Raw genomic sequence first — 24,578 nt, forward strand, 5'->3', positions numbered from 1 at the left:
GAAAACTAGAGGGCATGCTCCTGGTCAAATTCATCCGCGGCCCGTCGCCACCGCGCATTCCGCGCCTCGAACAGCTCCCCCATTGCCTCGTCGGGGCTGAGGTCCGGCATCAGTCCCAGTGCCTTCTCCGGCACCCGGCCCTCCACATACTCTTCCAACTGGTCCAGGAAATACTCCCACCCGGCCCCTCCGGTCCACAGCCCGCCGGCCGGGTCGGAGGTGAGGGCAAACCCCTTGCGCACTGATGCGTAGCGGAGCTCAATCCGCGTTCGGCTGTCCTCTGCCGCCAACCGGAACTCAAGCTCCGCCGGATGCCTCTCCCCCCGGGCCCAGGACACGGTCATCAGGCGGGGAGCATCGCAGCGCAGAATGTCACCGTGGGAACCATCCGGGAGATTCCAGGTGCCGCCCCGGCGAAGGTCCCCGTCAGGTGCACCCAGCCACTGCCCCAACCGCTCCGGGACAGTCAGGGCGGACCATACGTCCCCAATGGGCCATCCGATTTCGCGCACCATAACCACCATGAGCGCATGGCCGGCCTGGATCTGCCGGCGGCCCATGGAGCGTTCCGTTTTGTCCAGAATTATGTCCAGATCGGACATCCGCCCACTCCTCTTTCGAACAACCCGCAACCGCCCAGAGCCGGCATCAGCCGTCGGCGCCGACAGGCTGTCAGCCGGAATTTCCCGTGGAAGCAGCTTGTGGTGTTGGCCACAAAAGTGCCATTTCCAAAAAACGGTAGCAGGGAAACCAGGGTGTGCACAGGGCTCACCGGCTGCCGGGAGCCAGCCGGGACCAGGGCTTCGCCCGACGGCCCTGACGTGGAGGAATGTGACCCATATCTAAGGAATCGAGGGGGCGTCGAGGGCTTTGATAGATTCGAAAATGCCTCCGGATGTGCTTTGCCACTGCCGCTGCCACCGTGAGTCCTGCCGCAGAGTTGCAGCAGGCCGGTGCGCTGCCGCGGCCACATTCAGTGTTTCCCGGCTGCCGGAGCGCCTTTTACAACTCCAAAGCAACCCGAAGGACTGACCCCCCAATGAGCAAACTTGCGGAACCGGAGACAGCGGAGACCGCTGTGCCGCGAACCCGGGTAAACAAGACGGTCTTCATCGGTTCAGCTACCGGAATCCTCGCCATCGCCCTGTGGGCCATGCTGGCCGCCGACAACGCTGAGACGGTCATCGGCTCCATGGTGGGTTGGGTCTCCAAGAACATGGGCTGGTACTACTTCCTGGTGGTCAGCCTCGTTGTGGTTTTTGTTCTGGTCACAGCACTGACACGCGTGGGCAAGACCAAGCTGGGCCCTGACCACTCCAAACCGCAGTTCGGCGTCTTCACCTGGGCGTCCATGCTTTTTGCCGCAGGCATCGGGATTGACCTGATGTTCTTCTCGGTCTCGGAGCCGGTCACCCAGTATCTGGCGCCGCCCACCGGGGACGGCGCCACCGCGGAGGCCGCCCGGCAGGCACTGGTGCTGACACTGTTCCACTACGGAATCACCGGGTGGGCGCTGTACGCACTGATGGGCCTGGCACTGGGCTACTTCGCCTACCGGCACAACCTGCCCCTGAGCATCCGTTCGGCCCTGTATCCGATCTTCGGCAGGAAAATCGATGGTCCGCTCGGCCACGGCGTGGATATTGCCGCCCTGCTCGGCACCATCTTCGGCATCGCCACGTCCCTCGGCATCGGCGTCGTCCAGCTGAACTACGGCCTGAGCTTTATGTTCGGGCTGCCCGAAAACCTGACCGTGCAAATCGCACTGATTGCACTTTCCGTCATCATGGCCACCGTCTCAGTGGTTTCCGGCGTTGAGAAGGGCATCCGGCGGCTGTCCGAACTCAACGTCATCCTCGCCGTCTGCCTGATGCTGTTTGTGCTCATCGCAGGCAAAACCAACTTCCTGCTCGACGGGATTGTCCAGAACATCGGTGACGTCCTGAGCCGTTTCCCCGCCATGACCATGGACACCATGGCCTATGACCGTCCGGACGCGTGGCTCAGCTCCTGGACATTGTTCTTCTGGGCCTGGTGGATTGCCTGGGCTCCGTTCGTGGGCCTGTTCCTGGCCCGGATTTCGCGCGGCCGCACCATCCGGCAGTTTGTGCTGGGCACCATGGTTGTCCCGTTCGCCTTCATCCTGCTGTGGATCTCCATCTTCGGCAATTCCGCCCTGGAGCTGGTGATGGGCGGCAACGCGGCATTCGGCGAAGTGGCCATGAACCAGCCCGAACGGGCCTTCTACGGATTGCTGGAGCAGTACCCGTGGGCGCCGGCCACAGCGGCCATCGCCACCTTCACCGGACTGCTGTTCTACGTGACATCCGCAGACTCCGGCGCCCTGGTCATGGCCAACTTCACCTCGCACCTGAAGGACGCGGATTCCGACGGCCCCAAGTGGCTGCGGGTCTTCTGGGCCGTGGTGACCGGCCTGCTCACCCTGGCCATGCTGATGGTTGGCGGTGTCACCACCCTGCAGAACGCCACCATCATCATGGGACTGCCGCTGTCCATCCTGCTGCTGTTCATCATGCTGGGCGTATACAAGGCCCTGCGGGTGGAGAACTCCCTGACGGACAGTTACCGCGCCTCCCTGCCGAGCATCATTGCCGGCCGCAGCCTGGACGCGCGCAGCGGACGCAGCTGGCGCCAGCGACTCTCCCGTGTGATGACCTACCCCGGTCCGCGGCAGGTGGAACGCTTCATCGAAACCGTTGCCCGCCCTGCCCTGCAGGAAGTCCACGACGAACTCAAGGAACGCGGCGCCGACGTCGCACTCTGCGAAGGCGAGGCGGCACCGCACGGCATTCATCACCTGGACCTGCAGGTGGGAATGGCCGAGGAACGCGTATTCAAATACCAGATCTACCCCGTGCAGTACGACACCCCGTCCTACGCAACCAACGCGTCGGCGGACAGCAAGTACTTCCGCATGGAGGTGTTCTCCCTTGAGGGCAGCCACGGCTACGACCTCATGGGCTACACGAAGGAACAGGTCATCACCGATGTCCTGGACCACTACGAGACCCACCTGGAGTTCCTGCACCTCAACCGAGAGGTGCCGGGCAATACCTCCATCACGGAGGACCAGGTTCCGAAAGACAACTGGGAAGCTGACTTTGTCAGCGAGGAGGGACGAGCATGACAACGGCCACTTTGTTCATCGACGGAGCATGGGTGCCCGCATCCGACGGCGGCATCCGCGAGATCCACAACCCGGCCGACGGCGAGTTCGTCGCCGCTGTCTCCGAGGCGACCCGTGAAGACACCGAACGGGCGATCGCCGCGGCCAAGGCGGCGTGGGAGCGCGGGGAATGGTCCTCCGTGCCGGCTCCGGAGCGCGGGGATTTCCTGCTGAAGGTCGCTGCCCGGCTGCGCGAGCGGAAGGATGAATTTGCCCGTGCGGAGACGCTGGACACCGGCAAGCGCCTGGTGGAAAGCGAAATCGACATGGACGACATCGCTGCCTGCTTCAGCTACTTCGGCAAAATCGCCGCATCCAACGCGGGCCGGATGGTGGACGCAGGCAACAACGACGTCGTCAGCCGGATCGAGTACGAACCCGTGGGTGTCTGCGGGCTGATCGCCCCGTGGAACTACCCCCTGCTGCAGGCAGCATGGAAGATCGCACCCGCACTGGCAGCCGGTTGCACCTTCATCCTTAAGCCCTCCGAGCTGACCCCGCACACCGCCATCCTGATGATGCAGGTGCTCGAGGAACTCGGCCTGCCCCGCGGCGTTGCCAACCTGGTGCTCGGCGCCGGGCCCGTGGCCGGAGCACCGCTCTCCGAGTCCCCGGACGTGGACCTGGTCTCCTTCACCGGCGGCGTGGCCACCGGCAAGATCATCGCCGCCGCCGCGGCCAAGACCGTGAAGAAGGTCGCCCTGGAACTGGGCGGCAAGAACCCCAACGTTATTTTCGCCGACGCCGACTTCGACGCCGCACTGGACAACGCCCTGAACGCCGCCTTTGTCCACTCCGGCCAGGTCTGCTCAGCCGGTGCCCGGCTGCTGGTTGAGGAACCGATTGCCGAACGTTTCGTGGATGAGCTGGTACGCCGCGCCGAAATGATCCGGATGGGCGGACCCTTCGACGAAAAGGCCGAAACCGGGCCGCTGATCTCCGCCGCGCACCGTGACAAGGTTACCGCCTACGTCAACAAGGCAGTGGAGGAAGGCGCCCGTATCCGCTGCGGCGGCACCTGGGGTACCGGGGACCTGGAAAAGGGCTTCTACTACGCCCCGACCGTGCTGGACAACGTCAAGCGCGGCGGCTCCTCCCTGATGGATGAAGCCTTCGGCCCGGTCGTCACGGTGGAAACCTTTAACGGCGAAGACGAGGCCGTGGAACTGGCCAATGACACCGACTACGGGCTGGCCGGAGCCGTCTGGACGCAGGACGCCGGCAAGAGCCAGCGCGTTGCCCGCCGGATGCGCGCCGGCACCGTCTGGATCAATGACTTCCACCCGTACCTGCCGCAGGCCGAATGGGGCGGCTACGGACAGTCCGGCATCGGCCGTGAACTGGGCCCCACGGGACTGGGCGAATACCAGGAAGCCAAGCACATTTACCAGAACATCAACCCGCAGGTGACCGGCTGGTTCACCGATCACGGAAAGGGCTAGGACCTTATGGCTGAGAAGACGGAATTCGACTACATCGTGGTCGGCGGCGGGTCCGCCGGCGCGGCTGTAGCGGCCCGCCTGAGCGAAGATCCCGACGTCGAGGTGGCACTGGTCGAGGCCGGGCCCGATGACCGCGGGCTCGATGAGATCCTGCAGCTGGACCGCTGGATGGAGCTCCTGGAATCCGGCTACGACTGGGATTACCAGATTGAACCGCAGGAAAACGGCAACTCCTTTATGCGCCATGCCCGGGCCAAGGTGATGGGCGGGTGTTCCAGCCACAACTCCTGCATTGCCTTCTGGGCTCCCCGCGAAGACATTGACGAGTGGGAAACCAAGTTTGGCGCCGAGGGATGGAACGCCAAGATGGCCTGGGAGCTGTACCGGAAGCTTGAGTCCAATGAGGACGCCGGCCCCGATGCACCCCATCACGGCGATTCCGGTCCCGTGCACCTGATGAACATCCCCGCCAATGATCCGTGCGGCGTCGCCCTGCTGGACGCCTGCGAGCAGTCCGGCATCCCGCGGGTTAAGTTCAACACCGGGGAAACCGTGATTAACGGCGCCAACTTCTTCCAGATCAACCGCCGTGCCGACGGGACCCGTTCCTCCTCCTCCGTCTCCTACATCCACCCGATCATGGAGCGGAAGAACTTCACCCTGCTCACCGGGTACCTGGCCAAGGAACTGACCTTCGATGACGCGAACCGCTGCACCGGCGTCGACGTCGTTGACAACCCGTTCGGCCGTGCCAAGCACCTGGGTGCCCGCCGGGAGGTCATTGTTTCCGCCGGAGCCATCGACTCCCCGAAGCTGCTGATGCTCTCCGGCATCGGCCCGAAGGAACATCTTCAGGAGCGGGGCGTTGAGGTCCGGGTGGATTCCCCCGGAGTCGGCGAGAACCTGCAGGACCATCCTGAAGGCGTGATCCAGTGGGAGGCGAAGAAGCCGATGCCCGAAACCTCCACCCAGTGGTGGGAGATCGGTGTCTTCACTCCCACCGAGGACGGGTTGGACCGTCCGGACCTGATGTTCCACTACGGTTCGGTGCCGTTTGACATGCATACCCTGCGCCACGGCTACCCCACCACGGAGAACGGTTTCTGCCTGACTCCGAATGTTACCCATGCCCGTTCCCGCGGCACGGTCCGGCTGCGGAGCCGGGACTTCCGGGACAAGCCGATGGTGGATCCGCGCTACTTCACCGACCCGCACGATATGCGGGTCATGGTGGCCGGCATCAAAAAGGCCCGCGAGATCGTGGCCCAGCCGGCCATGGCCGAATGGGCCGGCGAGGAACTGTACCCGGGCAAGGACGTGCAGACGGACGAGCAGATCGCCGAATACATCAAAAAAACGCACAACACCGTCTACCACCCGGCCGGAACCGTACGGATGGGCGCCGCTGACGATCCGATGGCTCCGCTTGACCCGCAGCTGCGGGTCAAGGGCGTCACCGGACTGCGGGTCGCCGATGCATCGGCGATGCCGGAACTGGTGACCGTCAACCCGAACATCACCACCATGATGATCGGTGAGCGCTGCGCGGAGCTGGTGAAGGCAGACCGCACCGCCTAGTATTCCGCGCGACGTAACAAAGGGCGGCCGGAGCGCATCCGGCCGCCCTTTGTGCGTGTCAGCGGACATCTTCCGTCACCCTGCACGGGTAGCCTGTCCGGATGGGGAAAAACCGTGCAACCGTTTCCGTACTCGCCGCTGCCCTGGCCTTCACTCTGGTGTCCTGTTCCGCGGACAAACCTGCCCCGGACGACGCCGCCGCCGAGCTGGCACGCGGACTGAGCGGTGCCGATGTTTCGGGGTCGGCGTTCACCGCCGGGACCGCCGCAGAGGTGAACACCGAGCTGGAGACCCTGCTGGCGGGCATGGGCCCGGTCCGTCCCGCCGTGACCGTGGCCAGTGTGGACGAGGATCCCGGGGATGACGACGCCGCCACCGCCCGGCTGGCCTATGCCTGGGACGTCAACGGCGATTCAACACCCGACTGGAATTACGAGAGCACCGCCCCGCTTCGCCGCGGCGACGACGGCGCCTGGCTGGTGGAGTGGTCACCTTCAGTCCTGTTCGATTCACTGCAGGACGGCGATAAGCTGGTCCGCACCGCCAATGCCCTGATCCCCCGCGCGGACATCCTGGACCGCAACGGGAAACCCCTGATGGGCGCCCGGCCGGTGCTGCGGATCGGCATCAGCAAACCGGATGTGCCGGAGGGGCTGCAGGCAACCTCCGCCGCTGCCCTCGCCGAGCTGGCCGGACTGGATCCGGCCGCCTACACCGCACAGGTTGAGGCCTCCGGGCCGGAGGCCTTCGTCGAAGCCATTGTCCAGCGCGCGGAGGCGGAGGGCCCGGTCACCGTCGCCGACGTCGAAGCCATTCCCGGCGCGGTTGCCCTGCCGTCCGAACGGGTCCTGGCACCCACCCGGGAGTTTGCACGGGCGCTGCTGGGGACCGTGGGCGAAGCCACCGCGGAACTGATCGAAAACTCCGAAGGCCGGCTGGCGCCCGGTGACACCGCCGGACTCTCCGGCCTGCAGCAGCAGTACGACGAACAGCTGCGGGGCAGCGACGGAGTGGAAATCACGGTGGAAAGCGCCGACGGTGCCAGCACCAGCGTGATGACCCTTGACCCCGAGCCCGGCACCAGCCTGCAGACAACCCTCGATCCCGGGCTGCAGACGCTCGCCGAGTCCGTCCTGGCAGATGAGCCCTCGGCGTCGGCCATCGTTGCCATCCAGCCCTCCACCGGTGAGATCCTCACCGTCGCCAACGGCCCCGGCAGCGAAGGCCAGCAAACGGCCCTGCTGGGCCAGTACCCGCCCGGCTCCACCTTCAAGACCGCTACGGCGCTTGCCATGCTGCGCACCGGCACCACGGAGGAGACCACCGTCCAGTGTCCGGCCGAGCTCACCGTGGACGGGCGGCGGTTCGCCAACGTACCCGGTTACCCGGCCGCGGCGACCGGCGACATTCCACTGCGCACTGCGTTCGCCAATTCCTGCAACACCGCGTTCCTCAATGCACGGGACAGCGTGTCCCAGCAGAACCTCGCGGCAGCAGCGGCAGATCTGGGGATAGGTGTTGAGGCATCCCTCGGCACGCTGGCCTTCTTCGGGTCCGTTCCTGCCGCTGCAGAGGGAACCGCCCATGCGGCCTCGCTGATCGGCCAGGGCGAAATACTCGTCAGCCCGCTGGCGATGGCCGTGGCAGGCGCGTCCATCAGCACCGGCGAACGCGTTGCCCCCTCACTCATCCGCAACGGCACGGCTGACGGCGATTCTGCTGCCCCCTCCCCTGACACGACCTCATCCGCCGCTGCGCCGGGCAACCTGACTCCGGCCGAGGCTGAGTCACTGCGGCAGATGATGCGCGCGGTGGTCACCGAGGGCGGTGTGCAGATGCTGGGTGAGGTGCCCGGGGACCCGGTGCTGGCCAAGACCGGCACCGCGGAATTCGGCAGCGAGTATCCGCCGCAGACCCACGCCTGGGTGCTTGCCCTCCAGGGCGATTTGGCCGTGGCGGTGTTCGTGGAGCAGGGTGAACGCGGTTCCACCTCGGGCGGACCGCTGATGAAGGCCTTCCTGGAAGGCGTGCCCCGCGGCTAGGCCTGCCCGCTAGCCGCCCCGGGTTAGGCCTGCCCGGGGTTAGTACTGCCCCGGCTGCTGGTACGGCCCGGGCTGTGGGTACTGTCCCGGCACCGTCCGCCCGGCATACCCCGGCTGCCGGTAGGCGTTTCCTGCATAGGGAGTGATCTGCCAGCTATCCGTAGGCACAATGACCTTTCCCAGCGGCATCAGGGAAATGGGCACCATCTTCAGGTTCGCGATCCCCAGCGGAATACCGACAATGCTGACGAACATCGGAATGGCGGTGACCACGTGGCCGATGGCAATCCAGATCCCTGCCAGCAGCAGCCAGATGATGTTGCCCACCAGGCTCAGCGGACCGGAGAATCCGCCGCGGTCCACCACTGTCCTGCCAAAGGGCCAGAGGGCGTAGTTAGCGATCCGGAAGGAGGCTATGCCGAACGGAATCGTCACGATCAGCAGGCAGCAGAGCACCCCTGCCAGCGCATACCCCAGCGCCAGCCAGATGCCGCCGAACAGGAGCCAGATGACATTCAGGATCGCTTTCATCCACCCATTCTTCTCCACCGGCCATTGTTAAGCCACGGCCCCGGGCCTGCTTGGCCGCGCCGGGCCCCGCTGGCCTAGACTGGCGGCATGCCGACCTCCGAAGAAGCCACCGCAGACCGACTCACTTCCAACCAGTGCTGGGACTACATCCGGCGGGCACAGTTCGGCCGGCTGGCCGTCATTGTGGACGGGCAGCCGGAGATTTTCCCGATCAACTTTGCCGTGGACCACGGCAGCGTGGTTTTCCGCACCGCCGCGGGCACCAAGCTCTCCGGCGCACTGTCCGGAAACACCGTCGCCTTCGAAATCGACGGCTATGATGACAACCTTTCCTCCGCCTGGAGCGTGGTCCTCAAGGGCACCGCTTCCCTGCTGGCGGACAACGAGGACCTTCTGGCCTCGGAAGACCTGCCCCTGTTCCCCTGGCAGGCGGGTACCAAAAACGCATTTGTGCGGATTGACCCGGAGGTGACCTCCGGACGCCGGTTCATCATTTCCAACGTCGCGCGCCGCAACGTCCTGCGCGGCATGGGCCTGTACACCGAGTAGGTCCGCTGCCCGGACACAGCGAAAAGGCGCCGCTTCCCGAGGGGAGGCGGCGCCTTTTTCTTTGCCAGTGCCTGGGGCACTGGCAGCTATTTAGCGTGAACGGCGCTCGTTGGATGCCGGAGCGGTAGCGCGGCGGGAACCGGCGGCACGTGCCGGACGGCCGGCAGCAGTTCCGCCGGAACGCTGGCCGGCGCCTGCACCTTCAGCGCGCTGGCCCGTGGCGGGGCGGCGGTTGCGTCCGGAGGCCGTGGCTGCGCCGGCGCTTGTGCGGCGGCCTTCCACGGCGCGGGCCGGACGCTGGGTGCGTGCGCCGTCACCGGCGGCTGCGCGGTCATTGCGTTCGCTGCGGTCCATCCGCTCGGGGCGTTCGGCAGAGACGCGGCCGCGTCCGCCGTTGCCGCCGCGTCCGCCGGCGCGGGGGGCGCTGGTGCCGCGGGCGGCGCGCTTGCGCTGGGCGTTGGCGCCGGTGGAACGGCCGCCGCCCTGCTGCGGGGACTTGGCCGCGAGCTGCGCGGCGCGGACGTGCGGGTCCACCACGGCAGCGCGTTCGCCGATGAGCTTGGCGATTGACGGTGAGTTGTGGCTGACCTTTTCAATGGAGACGTCCACACCGGCTGCCTTCATCAGCTTGGACACTTCGCTCTTCTGCTCCGGAAGGGTCAGGGTCACCACGGTGCCGTCGGAACCGGCGCGGGCGGTACGGCCCGAGCGGTGCAGGTACGCCTTGTGTTCCGTGGGCGGATCGATGTGGACCACAAGCTCCACGTCATCCACGTGCACGCCGCGGGCGGCAACGTCAGTGGCGACCAGGACGCGGACATCGCCGGAAGCGAATTCGGCCAGGTTCCGGTCACGGGCGTTCTGGGACAGGTTGCCGTGAAGATCCACCGTGGGGATGCCGCTGTCCGTAAGGAACTTGGCCATCTTGCGGGCGTGGTGCTTGGTGCGCATGAACATGATGCGGCGGCCCTGGCCGGAGGCCAGTTCCTTGACCAGCAGCTTCTTGGCGGTCTGGTCCTGGACCAGCAGCACGTGGTGTTCCATGGTGGTGACTGCGGCCTGCGGGTCATCCACGGAGTGCGTCAGCGGGTTGGACAGATAGCGGCGGACGAGCTTGTCCACGCCGTTGTCCAGGGTGGCGGAGAAGAGCATACGCTGGCCCTTTTCCGGGGTGCGGTCCAGCAGTCGCTGGACCACCGGAAGGAAGCCGAGATCGGCCATGTGGTCGGCCTCGTCCAGCACGGTGATTTCCACGGACTCGAGGCTGATGACCTTCTGCTTCATCAGGTCTTCGAGCCGGCCGGGGCAGGCGATGACGATGTCGACGCCTGCCTTCAGCGCCTTTTCCTGGCGCTGCTGGGAGACGCCGCCGTAGATCACGGTGGTGTTCAGGCCCAGTTCCTTGGCCAGCGGTTCGATCACGTTGTTGATCTGGGTGGCCAGCTCGCGGGTCGGTGCCAGGACCAGGCCCAGCGGGCGGTTGGGCCGGCGGCGGTAGGCGGCTTCGGCGTCGGCCAGCCGGGCAACCAGCGGGAGCGAGAATGCGAGGGTCTTGCCCGAGCCGGTGCGGCCGCGGCCCAGGACGTCGCGTCCCTTGAGGGTGTCCGGGAGGGTCTCCACCTGAATGGGGAAAGGCTCGGCAATTCCGGCAGCGGCGAGGGAGGAAACAAGCGCCTTGGGCACGCCAAGGGCAGCAAAAGTAGTCATTAAAAGACAGGCAACTTTCGGTAAGTGGCCCCCAACGCCGTTTGGGCCGGGGGTTCGCCGAAGAAAAGTCAGACAGTGTCTACCGCACTAACAGGCGGGACAAAAGAAAGCGTTCATCGACGCAGGCTGGACTGCTTACACACACGGTTTTTACGCCGTGGCAGGACCAACATCTCCCACCAGCTTACCTGCTGGGGGGAAGTTTCCTAATTCGACGGCCAGCCGCAGTGAACTTTGGGGGCACGCCAGCCGATAGCATTAAGGGTAATGACTACTGAACCAGCCCTGCCCGACGCCACCGACACCGCTGACACCGAGGACCGGCATTTCCGCTCGCCTGTCTCGTTTGTCCGCCGCGGCTCCCGGTTGCAGGGCCGGCGCCAGCAGGCGTGGGATGAACTCTCGGACCGCTTCGTGGTGGACGTGCCGCGTGATGAAGCAGACACCTCCGTGCACCCGGACTATGTCTTCGACGCCACGGCCGAGTTTGGCCGCACCGCTCCCCTCGTCGTCGAGATCGGGTCCGGCCTTGGCGAGGCAGTCACGCACGCTGCCGAGGCAAATCCGGACAAGGACTTCCTGGCCGTGGAGGTCTATCTGCCGGGTCTGGCGCAGACGCTGCAGCGGATCGGGCAGAAGGGCCTGACCAACGTGCGGGTGGTCCAGGCCAACGCGCCGGAGGTGCTGACCACCATGCTGCCCGCCGGGTCCGTTGACGAGGTCTGGGTATTCTTCCCGGACCCCTGGCACAAGACCCGCCACCACAAGCGGCGCCTGGTCAAGGAATCCTTCGCCGAACTGGTGGCGCGGGTCCTGGTTCCCGGTGGCACGTGGCGCCTGGCCACGGACTGGTCCGACTACGCCGTGCAGATGCGCGAGGTCCTCGATGCCTCTTCCCTGTTCGGGAACCTGCACGCCGGTGAGCGGGCCGGGGCGGACAGCCCGCTGACGCGGGTCCGCCGGGAAGGCCTGGAAAACAAGGCCCCGGAGGACGACGTCGATGAGCGCGGTGGTTGGGCCCCCCGCTTTGAGGGCCGCACGCTCACCAGCTTCGAGAACAAGGCGCACCAGGCAGGCCGGCTCATCTTCGACCTCGCCTACCGGCGCGTCTAGCGGCGCCTAGCCCGGCTCCCCCGCGGGTACGGCCGGGTTTACGGCGGCCACCGCATCCGCGTAGCGTCCCTCCGTTTCGGCAAAACGAAGGAATTTCACGGCGTCGACCAGGATTTCCCGGGCGTCGGGCTGTGTCTCGAGCAGGGCCATGACTTCGTCGGCGAAATCGTCGAGCGGGAGGTAACGCTCGTTCACCGACCCGCCGGGCATCAACTCGGTCTGCACCGCCGGCGGCACCAGCTCAATCACCTGGACCGGGGTATCTGCCAGCTGCAGGCGGATGGTTTCGGTGAACCGGTGGATAAAGGCCTTTGTGCCGTTGTAGGTGGGCGTGGACATCAGCGGTGTGTGGGCCAGACCGGACGAAACAGTAATGATCGCAGCCTCCTCCCGGGTCTGCAGCTGCCCGATGAATGCTGCCATCAGGCGCAGGGGTCCGTTGATGTTCGTGTTCACCATCCGCTCGGCCCGGGCCAGGAACCCACCGTCGTGGACGTCCTCCGGTGCCATGATTCCCGCCATGGAGATCAGGACATTCAGCTCCGGATAGCGTTCCAGCACCGCATCCCGGGCCGCCGGCACGGAGTCCGGGTCCGTGGTGTCAATAACCACGGTACCGAAGCCGTGATCGGCAGCGAGCTCTGCCAGGACGTCGGTCCGCCGCCCGCCGATGATGACTTTGTTGCCGGCAGCCTGCAGGCGGAGGGCCAGCGCGAGGCCGATACCGGAGGTGGCGCCGGGAATGAAGATGGTGTTTCCGTAAATGTTCATGCTCCAAGTCTTGGCCGGGCGGCCGACGGGCGGCAGAGGAGCGTTTGTCGTAGGATTCCCGGTCCCTGTATGGAACGGCTGCGGTGGATCATGATGGAGCCATGGACCGCGCCGCACTCGCCGATTTCCTGAAGTCCCGCCGGGACGCACTGTTGCCCGAAGACGTGGGACTCTCCCCCGGCCTGCGGCGCCGGGTCTCCGGGCTGCGCCGGGATGAGGTTGCCCTCCTGGCGGGCATGTCGGTTGATTACTACACCCGGTTGGAGCAGGCACGCGGCCCCCAGCCGTCGGAGCAGCTGCTGGGCTCCCTGGCACGGGCCCTGCGGCTCAGTTATGACGAGCGGGACTACGTGTTCCGTCTGGCGGATCGGAATCCTCCGCTTCGGACCTTCCCGGATACCCACGTGGCGCCCGCCCTCCTGCGGGTGCTGGACCGGCTGGAGGATACGCCGGCCCTCATCCTTTCCGCGCTTGGGGAAACGCTGGCCCAGAACCGGCTCGCCAAGTTGCTGTTGGGCGACCATTCGCGGTTTACCGGCCACGCCCGCAGCAGCGTTTACCGCTGGTTTACGGACCCCGCCGAACGCAGCATCTATCCGGCAGGTGACCAGGAACGGCAGGGCCGGGCGCAGGTTGCCGGGTTGCGGGTCGCCGTTTCCGGCAACACTGCGGGAGCACGGGACGTGGTTGAGGCGCTGCTGCACCGCTCCCGGGAGTTTGACCGGATCTGGAAGTCCCACGCGGTGGCCACCCGTTTCGCCGACCATAAAACACTCCTGCATCCCGAGCTGGGCGAAATCGAGGTGGACTGCCAGACGCTGTACAGCGAGGATCGCGGGCAGGCGCTGCTGGTGCTGACCGCGCCCCCACGCAGTGAAGGGGCACAAAAGCTCGGCCTGCTCGCCGTCATTGGCCAGCAGCGGTTCACGCCGGATCGCTGATACCCTGCCCGGCCCCGCTGGTGTCTCCGGGTGGCCTGCTGTGCAAGGGTGACGGCTTTTACCGCCGGCTCTGCCGACGCCGGTTTGCCCCAGCCGTACCGGCCGCAGGAAACTGGGGGTACGGGCGGCAGCAAGCCGTCCGCCGTCCAGAAGGAATTCCCCCATGCATGAACCGAGCGATCCGCGCGTCGGCCTGTACATCGACTTCGACAACATTGTGATCTCCCGCTACCAGCAGCTGCACGGCCGCAACGCGTTCCAACGTGACGGGATCCGCAACTTCGACAAGACCAGCAGGGACGCGGATCCGGAGGTCGCTGCCCGGCTCGCCGCGGCCACCGTGGACTTCAACGCCATCATCGACTTCGCCGCGTCCTTCGGCACCCTGGTGGTTAACCGTGCCTACGCGGACTGGTCCGTGCCGGTCAATGCCAGCTACCAGCGCCAGCTGATGTCCCGGGCCGTGGACCTCACGCAGCTTTTTACCACCACCACCCGGGGCACCAAGAACGGCGCCGACATCCGCCTCGCCGTGGACGTCGTCGAGGACCTTTTCCGCCTCCCTGACCTCACGCACATCATTATTGTGGCCGGGGATTCGGACTACATTGCCCTGGCACAGAAGTCGAAGCGCCTTGGCCGGTTTGTTGTAGGCATTGGTGTCGCCGGGTCCACCAGCACCTCCCTGGCCGCGGCCTGTGACGAGTTCGAAGACTACGATTCCCTGCCCGGCATTGTGAAGGCGGAGGCAGCACAGGCCGCTCCGGGATCATCACCATCCCCGGCTGAGGCCGCGATGGACCAGACCCCCAGCAAGGCGCGCAAGCTCACCGTTGTGCCCATGTTCTCGCACACCGAGGATGCCCGTTTCGAGGAACCGGACGTCGCTGAGGACATTGATCCGCGGACGCTCGCCACGGAACTGCTGGTCCGGGCGCTGAAGATCGGCCATGCCAAGGGCGATGACGAATGGCTGAACACCGGCACGGTGAAGAACCAGATGCGGCGGATGGACCCCTCCTTCAACGAGAAGCCGCTTGGCTTCCGTTCCTTTACCGACTTCCTCTCCTCGCACAGTGACCTGGTGGAACTGGACGACGACGGCCCGCAGCGGCTCATCCGGCTTCGGCCGGACGCCGGCGCCCGGGAATAGCAGCCGGCCCGGCCGGGGTGGGCCTGCAGCCTTTGCCGGTCCGGCAACGGGGTTTGCAGCCCGGCCTCCGGGCGACGCATGCTTCAAGGTATGGAACCGACTCAAGATCCCGCCGCCACACCGGACCCGGCAACCGTTCAGGAAGACTGGGACCAGCGATACGCCGGCCGGGATGCGCTGTGGAGCGGTGAGCCCAATGGCGCACTTCTCACCGAGGTTGCCGGCATGGCTCCGGGGCGGGTGCTCGACGTGGGCTGCGGCGAGGGCGCGGATGCGCTGTGGCTGGCGGCCCGGGGCTGGGACGTCACTGCGCTGGACGTTTCACGTGTAGCGCTGGACCGGGCCGCCCGTCAGGCCGCCCAGCGGTCCCTGCAGGTGACGTGGCTGCACTCGGGACTGGTTGAAGCGGACCTTCCGGCCGGAGGCTTCGATCTGGTCTCGGCCCAGTATCCGGCGCTGCTGCGCACGGGGAATAATGCCGCCGAGCAGGCGCTGTTGCATGCGGTCGCCCCCGGCGGTGTCCTTCTGGTGGTGCATCATGCGATGCCCGCCGTTCATGAACCGCAGGACCAGGCTCCCGTCGACATGCGCGCCTACGTCCTGCCCGGCGATATTGCTGCCGCCCTGGACGGGGACTGGGCGGTGGAGGTGAATGAGACCCGCCCCCGGAGCGTCACGGCCGGCGCCGGAGCGCACCACGTCGAGGATGTGGTCCTGCGGGCACGGCGCCTGCGCTGACCGGTCGGCCCGCTACGCCCTGGCGGTCACCTCACGGCAGGGACATGCTGCCCTTCAGGCAGCACCGGACCCAAGGTGCAGGGTTACGGTGTCACCGGCCCGCAGCATCCCGGTGCGCAGCACATGGGCCTGCAGGCCGAGTTCGGCCCGGTGATGCGCACCCAGCACCTTCAGTGCCTTCGCCCCCGCATCGACGCCGGCCTGGGGCTGGTCGACCATAACGCAGCGCGGCATGCCCGGCCCCAGCTGCAGGAGCACCTCCGGGCCCAGGGCCAGTTCGGCACCTATCCAGGCGTCCTCGGTGAATACCCGCTCCGGACCGGTATCAATGATGATGTTGGCCCGGAAGCGGCGCTCGTCCACCTGTGCGCCGGTGAGGTCGTCCAGGGCGGCAAGGGAAGATGTGGTTAGCAGGTGCAGCGGAGTTTCGTCATGGTGCTGCACCGTGGTTTCAGGCTGCACGCGAAGCTCGCGGCCCAGGGCTGAGCTCAGGGCAGTGGATGCCGCCGGCTCATCGACCCGGTAGGACCGCCCATCGGGGCCGGTCAGCAGCGGCACGCCGTCCTCCGCGGTGCTGGAGGACCATTGCATCAGACCGGGCACCGGCCGGAAGCGGCGGGTGCGCTTGCCGCTGGCAATCCCGCCGTCGTTCGTATAAACCGCCCAGAGGCGGTCATCACGCAGGCCTCGCCGGGTGACCTCGACGGCGGCCAGCGCCTCGCCTGCGGTTGATTTGACCGGGTAGCGGTACAGCGCGCGCACGGTACCGACCGGACTTCCCATCTGTCGCATCCGGGCATCATCTCATGCCGCGCGGGCTGGTGCTGCGAACGTGCTGCAGGCCCTCAGAGCGACTGGATGTAGCCTTCTTCGGCGTAGTTCCGGTCCGCAGACTTGCCGGCCGGCAGTGCGCGGAGCCTGCCGCTGCGCTGCATCAGGGACACAAGTCCCAGCTGCTGCACCGAGCCCGGAGCCGCCGGCGGCCGCTGCCCGCGGCTCAGGGTCACCACATCGCCGGCCCGGCCGGCCGCGAAGACACGGCTGCGGTCCGAGGTGTGGCGGCGGGCAGTCTCCAGCTCGGAGGAAAGCTCGCTGACCCGCTGCCGCAGCCCGGTGACCTGGTTCTGCAGCTCCATGATCCGTTTGATTCCCTCCAGCGAGACACCCTCCTGGGAGAGTTTCTGGACCTCGCGGAGCAACTGGATATCCCGTTGGGAATACCGGCGCGACCGCCCGGGCGCCCGGCTGGGCCGGACTATTCCGAGCCGGTCATATTGCCGGAGGGTCTGCGGATGCATCTCCGCGAGCTCAGCGGCAACGGAGATCACAAAAATAGGCGCGTTGACGTCTATGCCCATTGTTCCTCCTTCACTGCTGGTTGAAATCCTAACCCCGGCGGGTCAATCCGCCGGGGAGCCGGCTAGAGCCGCGCCTTGGCGGCGAGCCCGGCCCGGGGGTCCTCACCCTTGGTGGCCTCGGCAAACGCCTCCACCGCGGCCTGGGCCTCTTTGTTCAGCCGTGAGGGCACGGCGACGTCCACGGTGACCAGCAGGTCGCCGTTGCCCTTGGACGTGTGCACGCCGCGGCCCTTGACCCTCAGTGTCCGGCCGGACGGCGTACCGGCGGGTACCTTCAGGCGCACGGTATCTGAGGTCAGCGTGGGCACCTCAATGGTGGCGCCCAGTGCGGCCTCCGGGAAGGACACCGGAACGTGGATCCGGATGTTGTTGCCGTCGCGGACAAAAAAGTCGTGCGGGGTGACATGCACGGTGACCATCAGGTCCCCGGCACCGGCGGCGCCGGGCTGCCCCTTGCCGCGCACACGGATCTTCTGGCCGTCCTTGACGCCGGCCGGAACCCGGACCTCCACTACTTCTCCGCTGGGTTCGCGGAGGCCGATCACGGTGCCGTTAATGGACCCCGCGAAGGAGATGGTGGTGCTGGCTGTCCGGTCCGCGCCTTTGGTAGGCGGCGGGGCGCCGAAGCCTCCGCCACCGAAACCGCCGCCGCCGAAGAGGTCGGCGAACTCCGGCGGGATGTTGCTGCCGCCGGCGTTGAACGTGGTCCGCCGGCCGCCGCCGCGGGCGGTCTGGCCGAACAGGTCCCCGAAGATATCCTCGAATCCTGCGCCGCCTGCTCCGCCGCCGCCCGGGGCACCGCCTGCAGAGAATCTGGCACCGCTGCCCATTGCGCGGATGGCATCATACTGCTGGCGTTCCTCTGCGTCGGAGAGCACCGAGTATGCCTCGGAGAGATCCTTGAACATCCGCTCCGCGTTGGCGTCACCCTGGTTCTGATCAGGATGGTATTTCCGTGCCAGCTTGCGGTAGGCCTTTTTGATGTCGGCGTCTGACGCATCCTTGGGAACACCCAGAATCTTGTAGAAGTCCTTATCGACCCAATCCTGACTAGCCAATTGGCGTCCCCTTTCTTGTGCACTGATCCCGCGTCGCTGCCGTTTGAGCCGGCCGACGGGCTTACTGCCGGCCCTGCTGCGGGACCTGCCTATGGAAATGTCCGGGGCTGCCTTCAAGGGCAGCCCCGGACACTGTGGAACTACTGTTCCGGAACCGAAACAATCACCTGCGCGGCACGCAGGACCCGGTCGCCGGACTTGTAGCCGGCGCGCAGGATCTGCGTGACCGTATCAAACGTGACATCGGCGCTCTGCTGCTGGATGAGTGCCTCGTGGATATTCGGATCGAACTCCACTCCGGTCTCGTCGATGCGGCTGAGTCCGTACGTCTTCAGCGAGTTTTCCAGCTTGGTGGCGATGGCGGCGAACGGTCCCTCCGCCAGGTCACCGTGCTGGCGTGCGGCATCGATGTCATCCAGGACGGGCATCAGCGTGTTCAGCACACCGATGACTGCCATTTCCCGGGCAACGTCGCGGTCCCGCTCCACCCGCTTGCGGTAGTTCACGTACTCGGCCTGCAGGCGCAGCAGGTCATTGCGCAGTTCCGCGGCTTCGGGCGAACCCGTATCCGCAGGCTGTGCCGGTACGTCAGCGTTGTTCAGGATCTGCTCGGCCTGGGACAGCGCGTCGCCGTCCGGTCCGGCGGCCGGGGAGGAAACGCCCTCCCCGGCTGCCGCTGCGTCCTGCTGTGCTGCTTCATCCGGCGCGGACTGGTCCTGGCCGCTGATCGGATCCTCGCCTTCGGGGGTGTTCCCGTGCTCGTTTCCAGCAGCCATGGTTACTTCTTCTCTTCGTCGTCGACAACCTCGGCGTCAACGATGTCTTCATCGCCTGCACCGCCGGCTGCCGCGCCGTCGCCTGCTGCGCCGTCGGCCGCACCCGGAGCGCCTTCGGCACCCGCAGCGGAGGCCGAAGCGTAGATGGCTTCGCCGAGCTTGGTCTGGGAAGCCTGCAGCTTCTCAAACGCGCTCTTGACCTCGTCGTCGTTCTCGGTGCCTTCGAGCGCCTTCTTCAGCGCGTCGACGTCGCCGCGGACCTCGGTCTTGACGTCTTCGGGCAGCTTGTCGTCATTGTCGGTGAGGAGCTTGTCCACCGAGTAGGCGAGCTGCTCTGCCGAGTTGCGGACGTCGGCTGCCTCGCGGCGCTTCTTGTCCTCCGCAGCGTGCTCTTCGGCTTCACGGACCATGCGGTCAATGTCGTCCTTGGAGAGCGAGGAGCCGCCGGTGATGGTCATCGACTGCTCGGCGCCGGTGCCCTTGTCCTTGGCGGACACGTGCACAATGCCGTTGGCGTCGATGTCGAAGGTGACCTCGATCTGCGGGACACCGCGCGGAGCCGGTGCAATACCGGTCAGCTCGAAGGTGCCCAGCGGCTTGTTGTCCCGGGTGAACTCACGCTCGCCCTGGAAGACCTGGATGGCCACCGAGGGCTGGTTGTCATCAGCCGTGGTGAAGGTTTCGCTCCGCTTGGTGGGGATGGCCGTGTTGCGCTCAATCAGCTTGGTCATCACTCCGCCCTTGGTTTCGATACCCAGGGACAGCGGGGTGACGTCGATGAGGAGCACATCCTTGCGCTCGCCCTTCAGCACACCGGCCTGCAGTGCGGCACCCACGGCGACGACCTCATCCGGGTTGACGCCCTTGTTCGGCTCCTTGCCGCCTGCCAGTTCCTTCACCAGTTCGGAGACGGCGGGCATACGGGTGGAACCGCCCACGAGGATGATGTGGTCGATGTCGGAAACCTTGATGCCGGCTTCGGCGATGACGTCATTGAACGGCTTCTTGGTGCGGTCCAGCAGGTCCTTGGTCAGGTCCTGGAACTTGGCACGGGAGAGGTGCTCATCCAGGTGGACCGGGCCTTCGGGAGTGACCGAGAGGTACTGCAGGGAGATGTTGGTGGAGGTGGCGGAGGAGAGTTCCTTCTTGGCCTGCTCCGCAGCTTCCTTCAGGCGCTGCAGGGCGATCTTGTCCTTGGACAGATCCGCACCCTTGGCCTTGGCCTGGCCCAGCAGGTAATCAACAATGCGCTGATCCCAGTCATCGCCGCCGAGGCGGTTGTCACCGGAGGTGGCGCGGACCTGGATGGTGGAGAACTCGTCCTCATCCTTGCCGACTTCGAGCAGGGAGACGTCGAACGTACCGCCGCCGAGGTCGAAGACGAGGATCAGTTCATCTTCCTTGCCCTTGTCCAGGCCGTAGGCCAGGGCTGCAGCGGTGGGCTCGTTGACGATGCGCAGCACGTTGAGGCCGGCAATTTCGCCGGCTTCCTTGGTGGCCTGGCGCTCTGCGTCGTTGAAGTAGGCCGGAACGGTGACCACGGCGTCCGTGACCTTTTCACCCAGGTAGGACTCGGCGTCGTTCTTCAGCTTCATCAGGATACGGGCGGAAATTTCCTGGGCGGTGTACTTCTTGCCGTCCACGTCCACGTTCCAGTCAGTGCCCATGTGGCGCTTGACGGAAGCGATGGTGCGGTCAATGTTGTTGACGGCCTGGCGCTTGGCGATTTCACCAACCAGGACCTCGCCGGACTTGGCGAAGGCAACAACGGAGGGTGTGGTGCGGCCGCCTTCGGCGTTGGCGATGACCGTGGGCTCGCCGCCTTCCAGGACCGAGACAACCGAGTTGGTGGTTCCGAGGTCAATACCTACTGCACGTGACATATTTGCTTCCTCTTTCCTTGGAAAAACCCGCATCTTCCGTGACATCAGCGGACCGGATCCCCAGGCGGGGAGCCCCTTCCGACATCGCGGCAGTGCAATTGAGCGTTCTGGACTCAACTCTACTCAGCCCTGATTCTTTGTCAACAAACTTGAGCCTTCCGCACTCAACTTCGCCCGGGGGTCTTGCGTGACACGGTATGACGCCTGCATACCGGCCGTCCGGCGCGGGCGGTAGGGTCCTGCTATGGGTCCCGAAACGTACTCCCACGGCCATCACCGCAGCGTGGTTGCTGCCCACGCGGTCCGCACCGCGAAGGACTGCGCCGCGTACCTGCTGCCCGAACTCCAGCCGGGCATGAGCGTGCTCGACGTCGGCTGCGGGCCGGGAAGCATCACCGCGGATTTCGCGGCACTCACCGCTCCGGGACCCGTGACGGGCCTGGACCAGTCCGAAGACGTGCTGACGCAGGCCCGCACCCTGGCTGCCGAACGGGGATTGCAGAACACCACCTTTACGGCCGGAAACGTGTATGACCTGGACTTCCCGGATGAAACCTTTGACGTGGTTCATGCCCACCAGGTGCTGCAGCACCTGATGGACCCGGTGGCAGCCCTGCGCGAAATGCGCCGGGTCACCAAACCGGGCGGCCTGGTGGCGGTGCGAGACGCCGATTTCCACGGCATGAGCTGGTATCCCGCCTCGCCCGCCCTGACGGAATGGATGCAGACCTACCAGCAGATTGCCCGCGGCAACCAGGCCGAACCCGATGCCGGCCGGCACCTGCTCTCCTGGGCGCTGGAGGCCGGGTTCACCGACATCACCCCGTCCTCCTCCAACTGGCTTTACGCCACACCGGAACAGCGTGCGTGGCATGCCGGTTCCTGGTCCGAGCGGGTCCTTCAGTCCGCGTTCGCCGAACAGGCGCTGGAACGCGGTTTGGCGGATCAGGCGGCGCTGGAACGCATCTCGGCCGGCTGGCAGGCGTGGGCGGAGGCGCCGGACGGCTGGTTCCTGATGCCCTGCGGCGAGTTGCTGGCGCGCGCCTAGCCCGCACGTCCATCCGGCTGGGCCCGCGGTTTGTGCGTAGGGTTTAAGCCATGTTCCGCATCCAGACCGTCTGCACGGGAAACATCTGCCGCTCCCCCATGGCCCAGTTCGCCCTCGACCGCGCCCTCACCGGCACCGGCGCCAGGATGGCCGTGGATTCCTCCGGCCTCACCGGATGGGAAGCAGGCAAGCCCATGGACACCCGGGCAGCTGCGGAACTGCGGCGGCACGGCTACCCCGACGCCGGACTCTCAGCATTCCGTGCCCGGGAGTTCCAGCCGGAATGGTTCAGCAGCCTCGACCTCATCCTGGCCATGGACTATGGGCATTACCTGGAACTCTCGCTGCAGGCACCCACCGCGGCGGACCGCGCCAAGGTGATGATGCTGCGGGCCTTCGATCCCGCCCTGCAGACCTCCGCGGGCCGCCCCGAACCCTCACCCGGGCTCAGTATCGAGGACCCCTGGTACGGGAACCGGAAGGACTTTGAAACCGCGTACGCGCTGATCGACGCCGCAGTTCCGGGCGTAGTGGACTACGTGGCGTCCCTGCATGCGAACCGGCCCGAAAGCCGTGATGAGCACTGAGTCTTCGCTACGCACAGCCCCTTCTCCCCTGCTCATCGCCGTTGATGGCTTCTCGGGGGCCGGCAAAACCACTCTGGCCACCGAGGTGGCCGCTGCCCTCAGCAGCCGCGGCTCCGTTCGCCTGTTCCATCTGGAGGACATTTATCCCGGTTGGGACGGGCTGGAATCCGGTATGGCCTATTACCGGGAGCGCATCCTGCGCCCGCTCTCCCGCGGGCTGCCGGCACGCTGGCAGGCGTGGGACTGGGATACCGGCCGGCCCGGCGCCGCGCGGGTCACCGAGCCCGCCGACGCCGTCGTTCTGGAAGGCGTCGGGGCAGCCCACCGCGAGGCGCGCGCCCTCCTGGACACCGTTGTGTGGGTGGACGGCGAGGAAGCCGTCCGCAAGCGGTACGCCCTTGACCGCGACGGCAGCACGTATGCCCCGCATTGGGAGCGGTGGGCGGCGCAGGAACGCCGCTGGGCCGCCACCGATGATGTGCCTGCCGCTGCTTCCCTGACTGTGCGGATGGTTGGCGCGGGCGCAAACCCCGCGGCCGCACTCGGCCAGGTGCTGGCACAGCTGTCCGGCGCCGACCCGGCGGGCGCCGCCGGATAGGGTCCGCGCAGACACCCGGAAGGGTTACTGCAGTGTCGCGGTCAGGCGGGCAACGTTGTCGATGTAGCGCTGCCAGACGGGACGGCCCACCCAGTTCTCCAGCAGCAGTTCCTTGGACAAGGCACGGTAAGTGTCCTCGATCCGGCGCATCTGCTCCACGATGGTGCCGTCAAACATCATCACGGATACCTCAAGGTTCAGGGAGAAAGACCGCATGTCCATGTTGCTGGAGCCCAGGACAGCCACCTCGTTGTCGATGGTGAAGTGTTTGGCATGGAGCACCAGCGGCTTGGGGTACTGATAGATCCGCACCCCCGCTTCCAGCAGCGCCTCGTAGTAGGAGCGCTGGGCGTGGTCCACCAGGAACTGGTCGCCCTGTTCGGAAACGAACAGTTCCACGGCCACTCCGCGCTGGGCAGCCGTGGTCACGGCATACAGCAGGGTGTCGTCGGGGACGAAGTAGGGGCTGGTGATGGAGATCCGGTCGGAGGCCGAATAGATCAGGGAGGCGAAGAGGCGCAGGTTGTTTTCCGTGCTGAAACCGGGACCGCTGGGGACCACCTGGCAGGTGACGTCTCCGGGATCGAACGTCCACTCGTACAGGCTCAGTTCCCGTTCCAGGTTCTCATCCGTTTCGGCGTTCCAGTCCGTGGCGAAGACAACGTTGAGTTCATCCACCACCGGCCCTTCCACGCGGGCCATCAGTTCCACCCAGTTGCGTCCGGAACGGCGGTTTTTGGCTTTGTGGTAGGCCGGCTCCACCAGGTTCTGGGACCCGGTGAACCCCACCGCGCCGTCCACCACCAGCAGTTTCCGGTGGTTGCGCAGGTCCGGGCGGCGCCAGTGTCCGCGGAAAGGTTCAATGGGCAGCATCCGCCGCCACTGGATGTCGCTGCTGCGCAGCTCCTTCAGGAGCTTCCGGTAGCCCTTGACCCGCAGCGTGCCGATGTGGTCGAAGAGGAGCCGGACGGTCACCCCGCGGCCCGCTGCCTCTTTGAGTGCATGGAAGAAGTCCCGGGTCACGGCGTCGTACCCCATGATGTAGAACTCCACATGTACGTAGCGGACAGCCTTCTCCACTGCGCGGGTCATCTCCTCGATGGACGCGTGGTAGTCCCGCTGCAGTTCCACCTTGTTGCCGTCCAGCGTGGGGAAGGAGCCCAGCCGGCGGTTGAGCTCGGCGGCGTTGAGCACCCATTCAGGCCCGGCATAGGTGCTGACTTCGGTTTCCAGTTCCTTGGTGTTTTCGCGGACGGCACGGTTAATTTCGGCCTGCCGGCGCACCCGCTGTTCGGAAAGCCGGTGGTTGCCGAACAGGGAGAACAGGATGATTCCGGGAATGGGGAGGAAGAAGATACACAGCAGCCAGGCCATGGCCGTGGTGGGGCGGCGGTTGCCGGGAACCACACCCAGCGCAATGATCCGGATGGCATAATCCACCACGGTCAGTACGACCGTTATCCACCCGGACGGGTCCAGGCCGGTCAGAGACCAGTACACACTCAAGCTCCTCCCAGC

General features: G+C 66.1%; 21 protein-coding genes and 1 pseudogene. 12 read left to right on the forward strand and 10 right to left on the reverse strand.

All coding sequences use genetic code 11. The features are described 5' to 3' along the window. Positions 1–5 precede the first annotated feature (5 nt). On the reverse strand, positions 6–602 hold the full coding sequence (locus MUK71_RS13970; RefSeq protein ID WP_227928552.1) for an SRPBCC domain-containing protein: 597 nt from the start codon (positions 600–602) through the stop codon (positions 6–8). A gap of 437 nt (positions 603–1,039) precedes the next feature. Here MUK71_RS13970 and betT point away from each other — a divergent pair, with 437 nt between their 5' ends. The 4 genes from betT (at position 1,040) to MUK71_RS13990 (ending at position 8,249) form a co-directional block, all read left to right on the forward strand. After that, positions 1,040–3,148: a choline BCCT transporter BetT gene (betT, locus tag MUK71_RS13975; RefSeq protein ID WP_227902574.1), complete on the forward strand. Its 2,109-nt coding sequence runs from the start codon at positions 1,040–1,042 to the stop codon at positions 3,146–3,148. Continuing rightward, on the forward strand, positions 3,145–4,629 hold the full coding sequence (locus MUK71_RS13980; protein WP_227902576.1) for an aldehyde dehydrogenase family protein: 1,485 nt from the start codon (positions 3,145–3,147) through the stop codon (positions 4,627–4,629). Before betT ends, MUK71_RS13980 begins: the two co-directional genes overlap by 4 nt. A 6-nt stretch (positions 4,630–4,635) precedes the next feature. After that, on the forward strand, positions 4,636–6,207 hold the full coding sequence (locus MUK71_RS13985; RefSeq protein ID WP_227928551.1) for a GMC family oxidoreductase: 1,572 nt from the start codon (positions 4,636–4,638) through the stop codon (positions 6,205–6,207). A gap of 101 nt (positions 6,208–6,308) precedes the next feature. Continuing rightward, the gene (locus tag MUK71_RS13990) at positions 6,309–8,249 is read left to right on the forward strand and encodes a penicillin-binding transpeptidase domain-containing protein (protein ID WP_227928549.1); all 1,941 of its coding nucleotides are present in this window, start codon (positions 6,309–6,311) and stop codon (positions 8,247–8,249) included. Positions 8,250–8,384: 135 nt separating this feature from the next. Here MUK71_RS13990 and MUK71_RS13995 read toward each other — a convergent pair. After that, positions 8,385–8,780 (reverse strand): annotated as a pseudogene (locus MUK71_RS13995) (YccF domain-containing protein); the annotation flags it as partial. A gap of 87 nt (positions 8,781–8,867) precedes the next feature. Between MUK71_RS13995 and MUK71_RS14000 the strand changes: the two are divergent. Beyond that, positions 8,868–9,329, forward strand: coding sequence for a pyridoxamine 5'-phosphate oxidase family protein (locus tag MUK71_RS14000; RefSeq protein ID WP_227928546.1), 462 nt, complete (start codon positions 8,868–8,870; stop codon positions 9,327–9,329). 90 nt (positions 9,330–9,419) lie between these two features. Here MUK71_RS14000 and MUK71_RS14005 read toward each other — a convergent pair whose 3' ends face one another. Beyond that, positions 9,420–11,036, reverse strand: coding sequence for a DEAD/DEAH box helicase (locus MUK71_RS14005; RefSeq protein WP_227902594.1), 1,617 nt, complete (start codon positions 11,034–11,036; stop codon positions 9,420–9,422). 267 nt (positions 11,037–11,303) lie between these two features. Here MUK71_RS14005 and trmB point away from each other — a divergent pair, with 267 nt between their 5' ends. Then, entirely contained in the window at positions 11,304–12,149 is an 846-nt protein-coding gene (gene trmB / locus MUK71_RS14010) for a tRNA (guanosine(46)-N7)-methyltransferase TrmB (protein WP_227902596.1), read from the forward strand. A 6-nt stretch (positions 12,150–12,155) separates the two neighbouring features. Here trmB and MUK71_RS14015 read toward each other — a convergent pair whose 3' ends face one another. Beyond that, positions 12,156–12,920, reverse strand: a complete 765-nt coding sequence (locus MUK71_RS14015; protein ID WP_227928544.1) for an SDR family oxidoreductase — start codon at positions 12,918–12,920, stop codon at positions 12,156–12,158. 101 nt (positions 12,921–13,021) lie between these two features. Here MUK71_RS14015 and MUK71_RS14020 point away from each other — a divergent pair, with 101 nt between their 5' ends. The 3 genes from MUK71_RS14020 (at position 13,022) to MUK71_RS14030 (ending at position 15,752) form a co-directional block, all read left to right on the forward strand. Continuing rightward, positions 13,022–13,861, forward strand: coding sequence for a helix-turn-helix transcriptional regulator (locus MUK71_RS14020; RefSeq protein ID WP_227928543.1), 840 nt, complete (start codon positions 13,022–13,024; stop codon positions 13,859–13,861). A gap of 163 nt (positions 13,862–14,024) precedes the next feature. Beyond that, positions 14,025–15,014 (forward strand): NYN domain-containing protein, encoded by a 990-nt coding sequence (locus MUK71_RS14025; protein WP_227902603.1) that lies wholly within the window; start codon positions 14,025–14,027, stop codon positions 15,012–15,014. Between the two features lie 90 nt (positions 15,015–15,104). After that, positions 15,105–15,752 (forward strand): class I SAM-dependent methyltransferase, encoded by a 648-nt coding sequence (locus MUK71_RS14030; protein WP_227928541.1) that lies wholly within the window; start codon positions 15,105–15,107, stop codon positions 15,750–15,752. Positions 15,753–15,806: 54 nt separating this feature from the next. Here MUK71_RS14030 and MUK71_RS14035 read toward each other — a convergent pair whose 3' ends face one another. The 5 genes from MUK71_RS14035 to dnaK all read right to left on the reverse strand — a co-directional run bounded on the left by MUK71_RS14035 (position 15,807) and on the right by dnaK (position 20,827). Beyond that, positions 15,807–16,544, reverse strand: a complete 738-nt coding sequence (locus MUK71_RS14035) for an MOSC domain-containing protein (RefSeq protein WP_227928540.1) — start codon at positions 16,542–16,544, stop codon at positions 15,807–15,809. A gap of 53 nt (positions 16,545–16,597) precedes the next feature. Further along, positions 16,598–17,110, reverse strand: a complete 513-nt coding sequence (locus MUK71_RS14040; RefSeq protein WP_227928538.1) for a heat shock protein transcriptional repressor HspR — start codon at positions 17,108–17,110, stop codon at positions 16,598–16,600. Positions 17,111–17,172: 62 nt separating this feature from the next. Then, positions 17,173–18,168: a DnaJ C-terminal domain-containing protein gene (locus tag MUK71_RS14045; protein ID WP_227902614.1), complete on the reverse strand. Its 996-nt coding sequence runs from the start codon at positions 18,166–18,168 to the stop codon at positions 17,173–17,175. 140 nt (positions 18,169–18,308) lie between these two features. Next, a complete protein-coding gene (locus MUK71_RS14050; protein WP_227902615.1) occupies positions 18,309–18,944 on the reverse strand; it encodes a nucleotide exchange factor GrpE in 636 nt (211 codons plus the stop codon). Positions 18,945–18,946: 2 nt separating this feature from the next. Continuing rightward, positions 18,947–20,827 carry a molecular chaperone DnaK gene (gene dnaK, locus MUK71_RS14055; protein ID WP_227902616.1) on the reverse strand — a complete coding sequence of 627 codons (1,881 nt, stop codon included), beginning with the start codon at positions 20,825–20,827 and terminating at the stop codon, positions 18,947–18,949. Positions 20,828–21,071: 244 nt separating this feature from the next. On the opposite strand from dnaK, the gene MUK71_RS14060 reads away from it, so the two are divergent. The 3 genes from MUK71_RS14060 to MUK71_RS14070 are packed head-to-tail and all read left to right on the forward strand — an operon-like array spanning position 21,072 to position 23,060. Then, positions 21,072–21,875 (forward strand): methyltransferase domain-containing protein, encoded by an 804-nt coding sequence (locus MUK71_RS14060; RefSeq protein ID WP_227902620.1) that lies wholly within the window; start codon positions 21,072–21,074, stop codon positions 21,873–21,875. 50 nt (positions 21,876–21,925) lie between these two features. Then, the gene (locus tag MUK71_RS14065) at positions 21,926–22,462 is read left to right on the forward strand and encodes a low molecular weight protein-tyrosine-phosphatase (RefSeq protein ID WP_227928537.1); all 537 of its coding nucleotides are present in this window, start codon (positions 21,926–21,928) and stop codon (positions 22,460–22,462) included. Further along, positions 22,452–23,060: a nucleoside/nucleotide kinase family protein gene (locus tag MUK71_RS14070; protein WP_227928535.1), complete on the forward strand. Its 609-nt coding sequence runs from the start codon at positions 22,452–22,454 to the stop codon at positions 23,058–23,060. Before MUK71_RS14065 ends, MUK71_RS14070 begins: the two co-directional genes overlap by 11 nt. A 24-nt stretch (positions 23,061–23,084) precedes the next feature. Here MUK71_RS14070 and cls read toward each other — a convergent pair whose 3' ends face one another. Continuing rightward, positions 23,085–24,560, reverse strand: coding sequence for a cardiolipin synthase (gene cls, locus MUK71_RS14075; RefSeq protein ID WP_227928534.1), 1,476 nt, complete (start codon positions 24,558–24,560; stop codon positions 23,085–23,087). Positions 24,561–24,578 lie beyond the last annotated feature (18 nt).

This window comes from Arthrobacter zhangbolii (assembly GCF_022869865.1).
Classification (GTDB): domain Bacteria; phylum Actinomycetota; class Actinomycetes; order Actinomycetales; family Micrococcaceae; genus Arthrobacter_B; species Arthrobacter_B zhangbolii.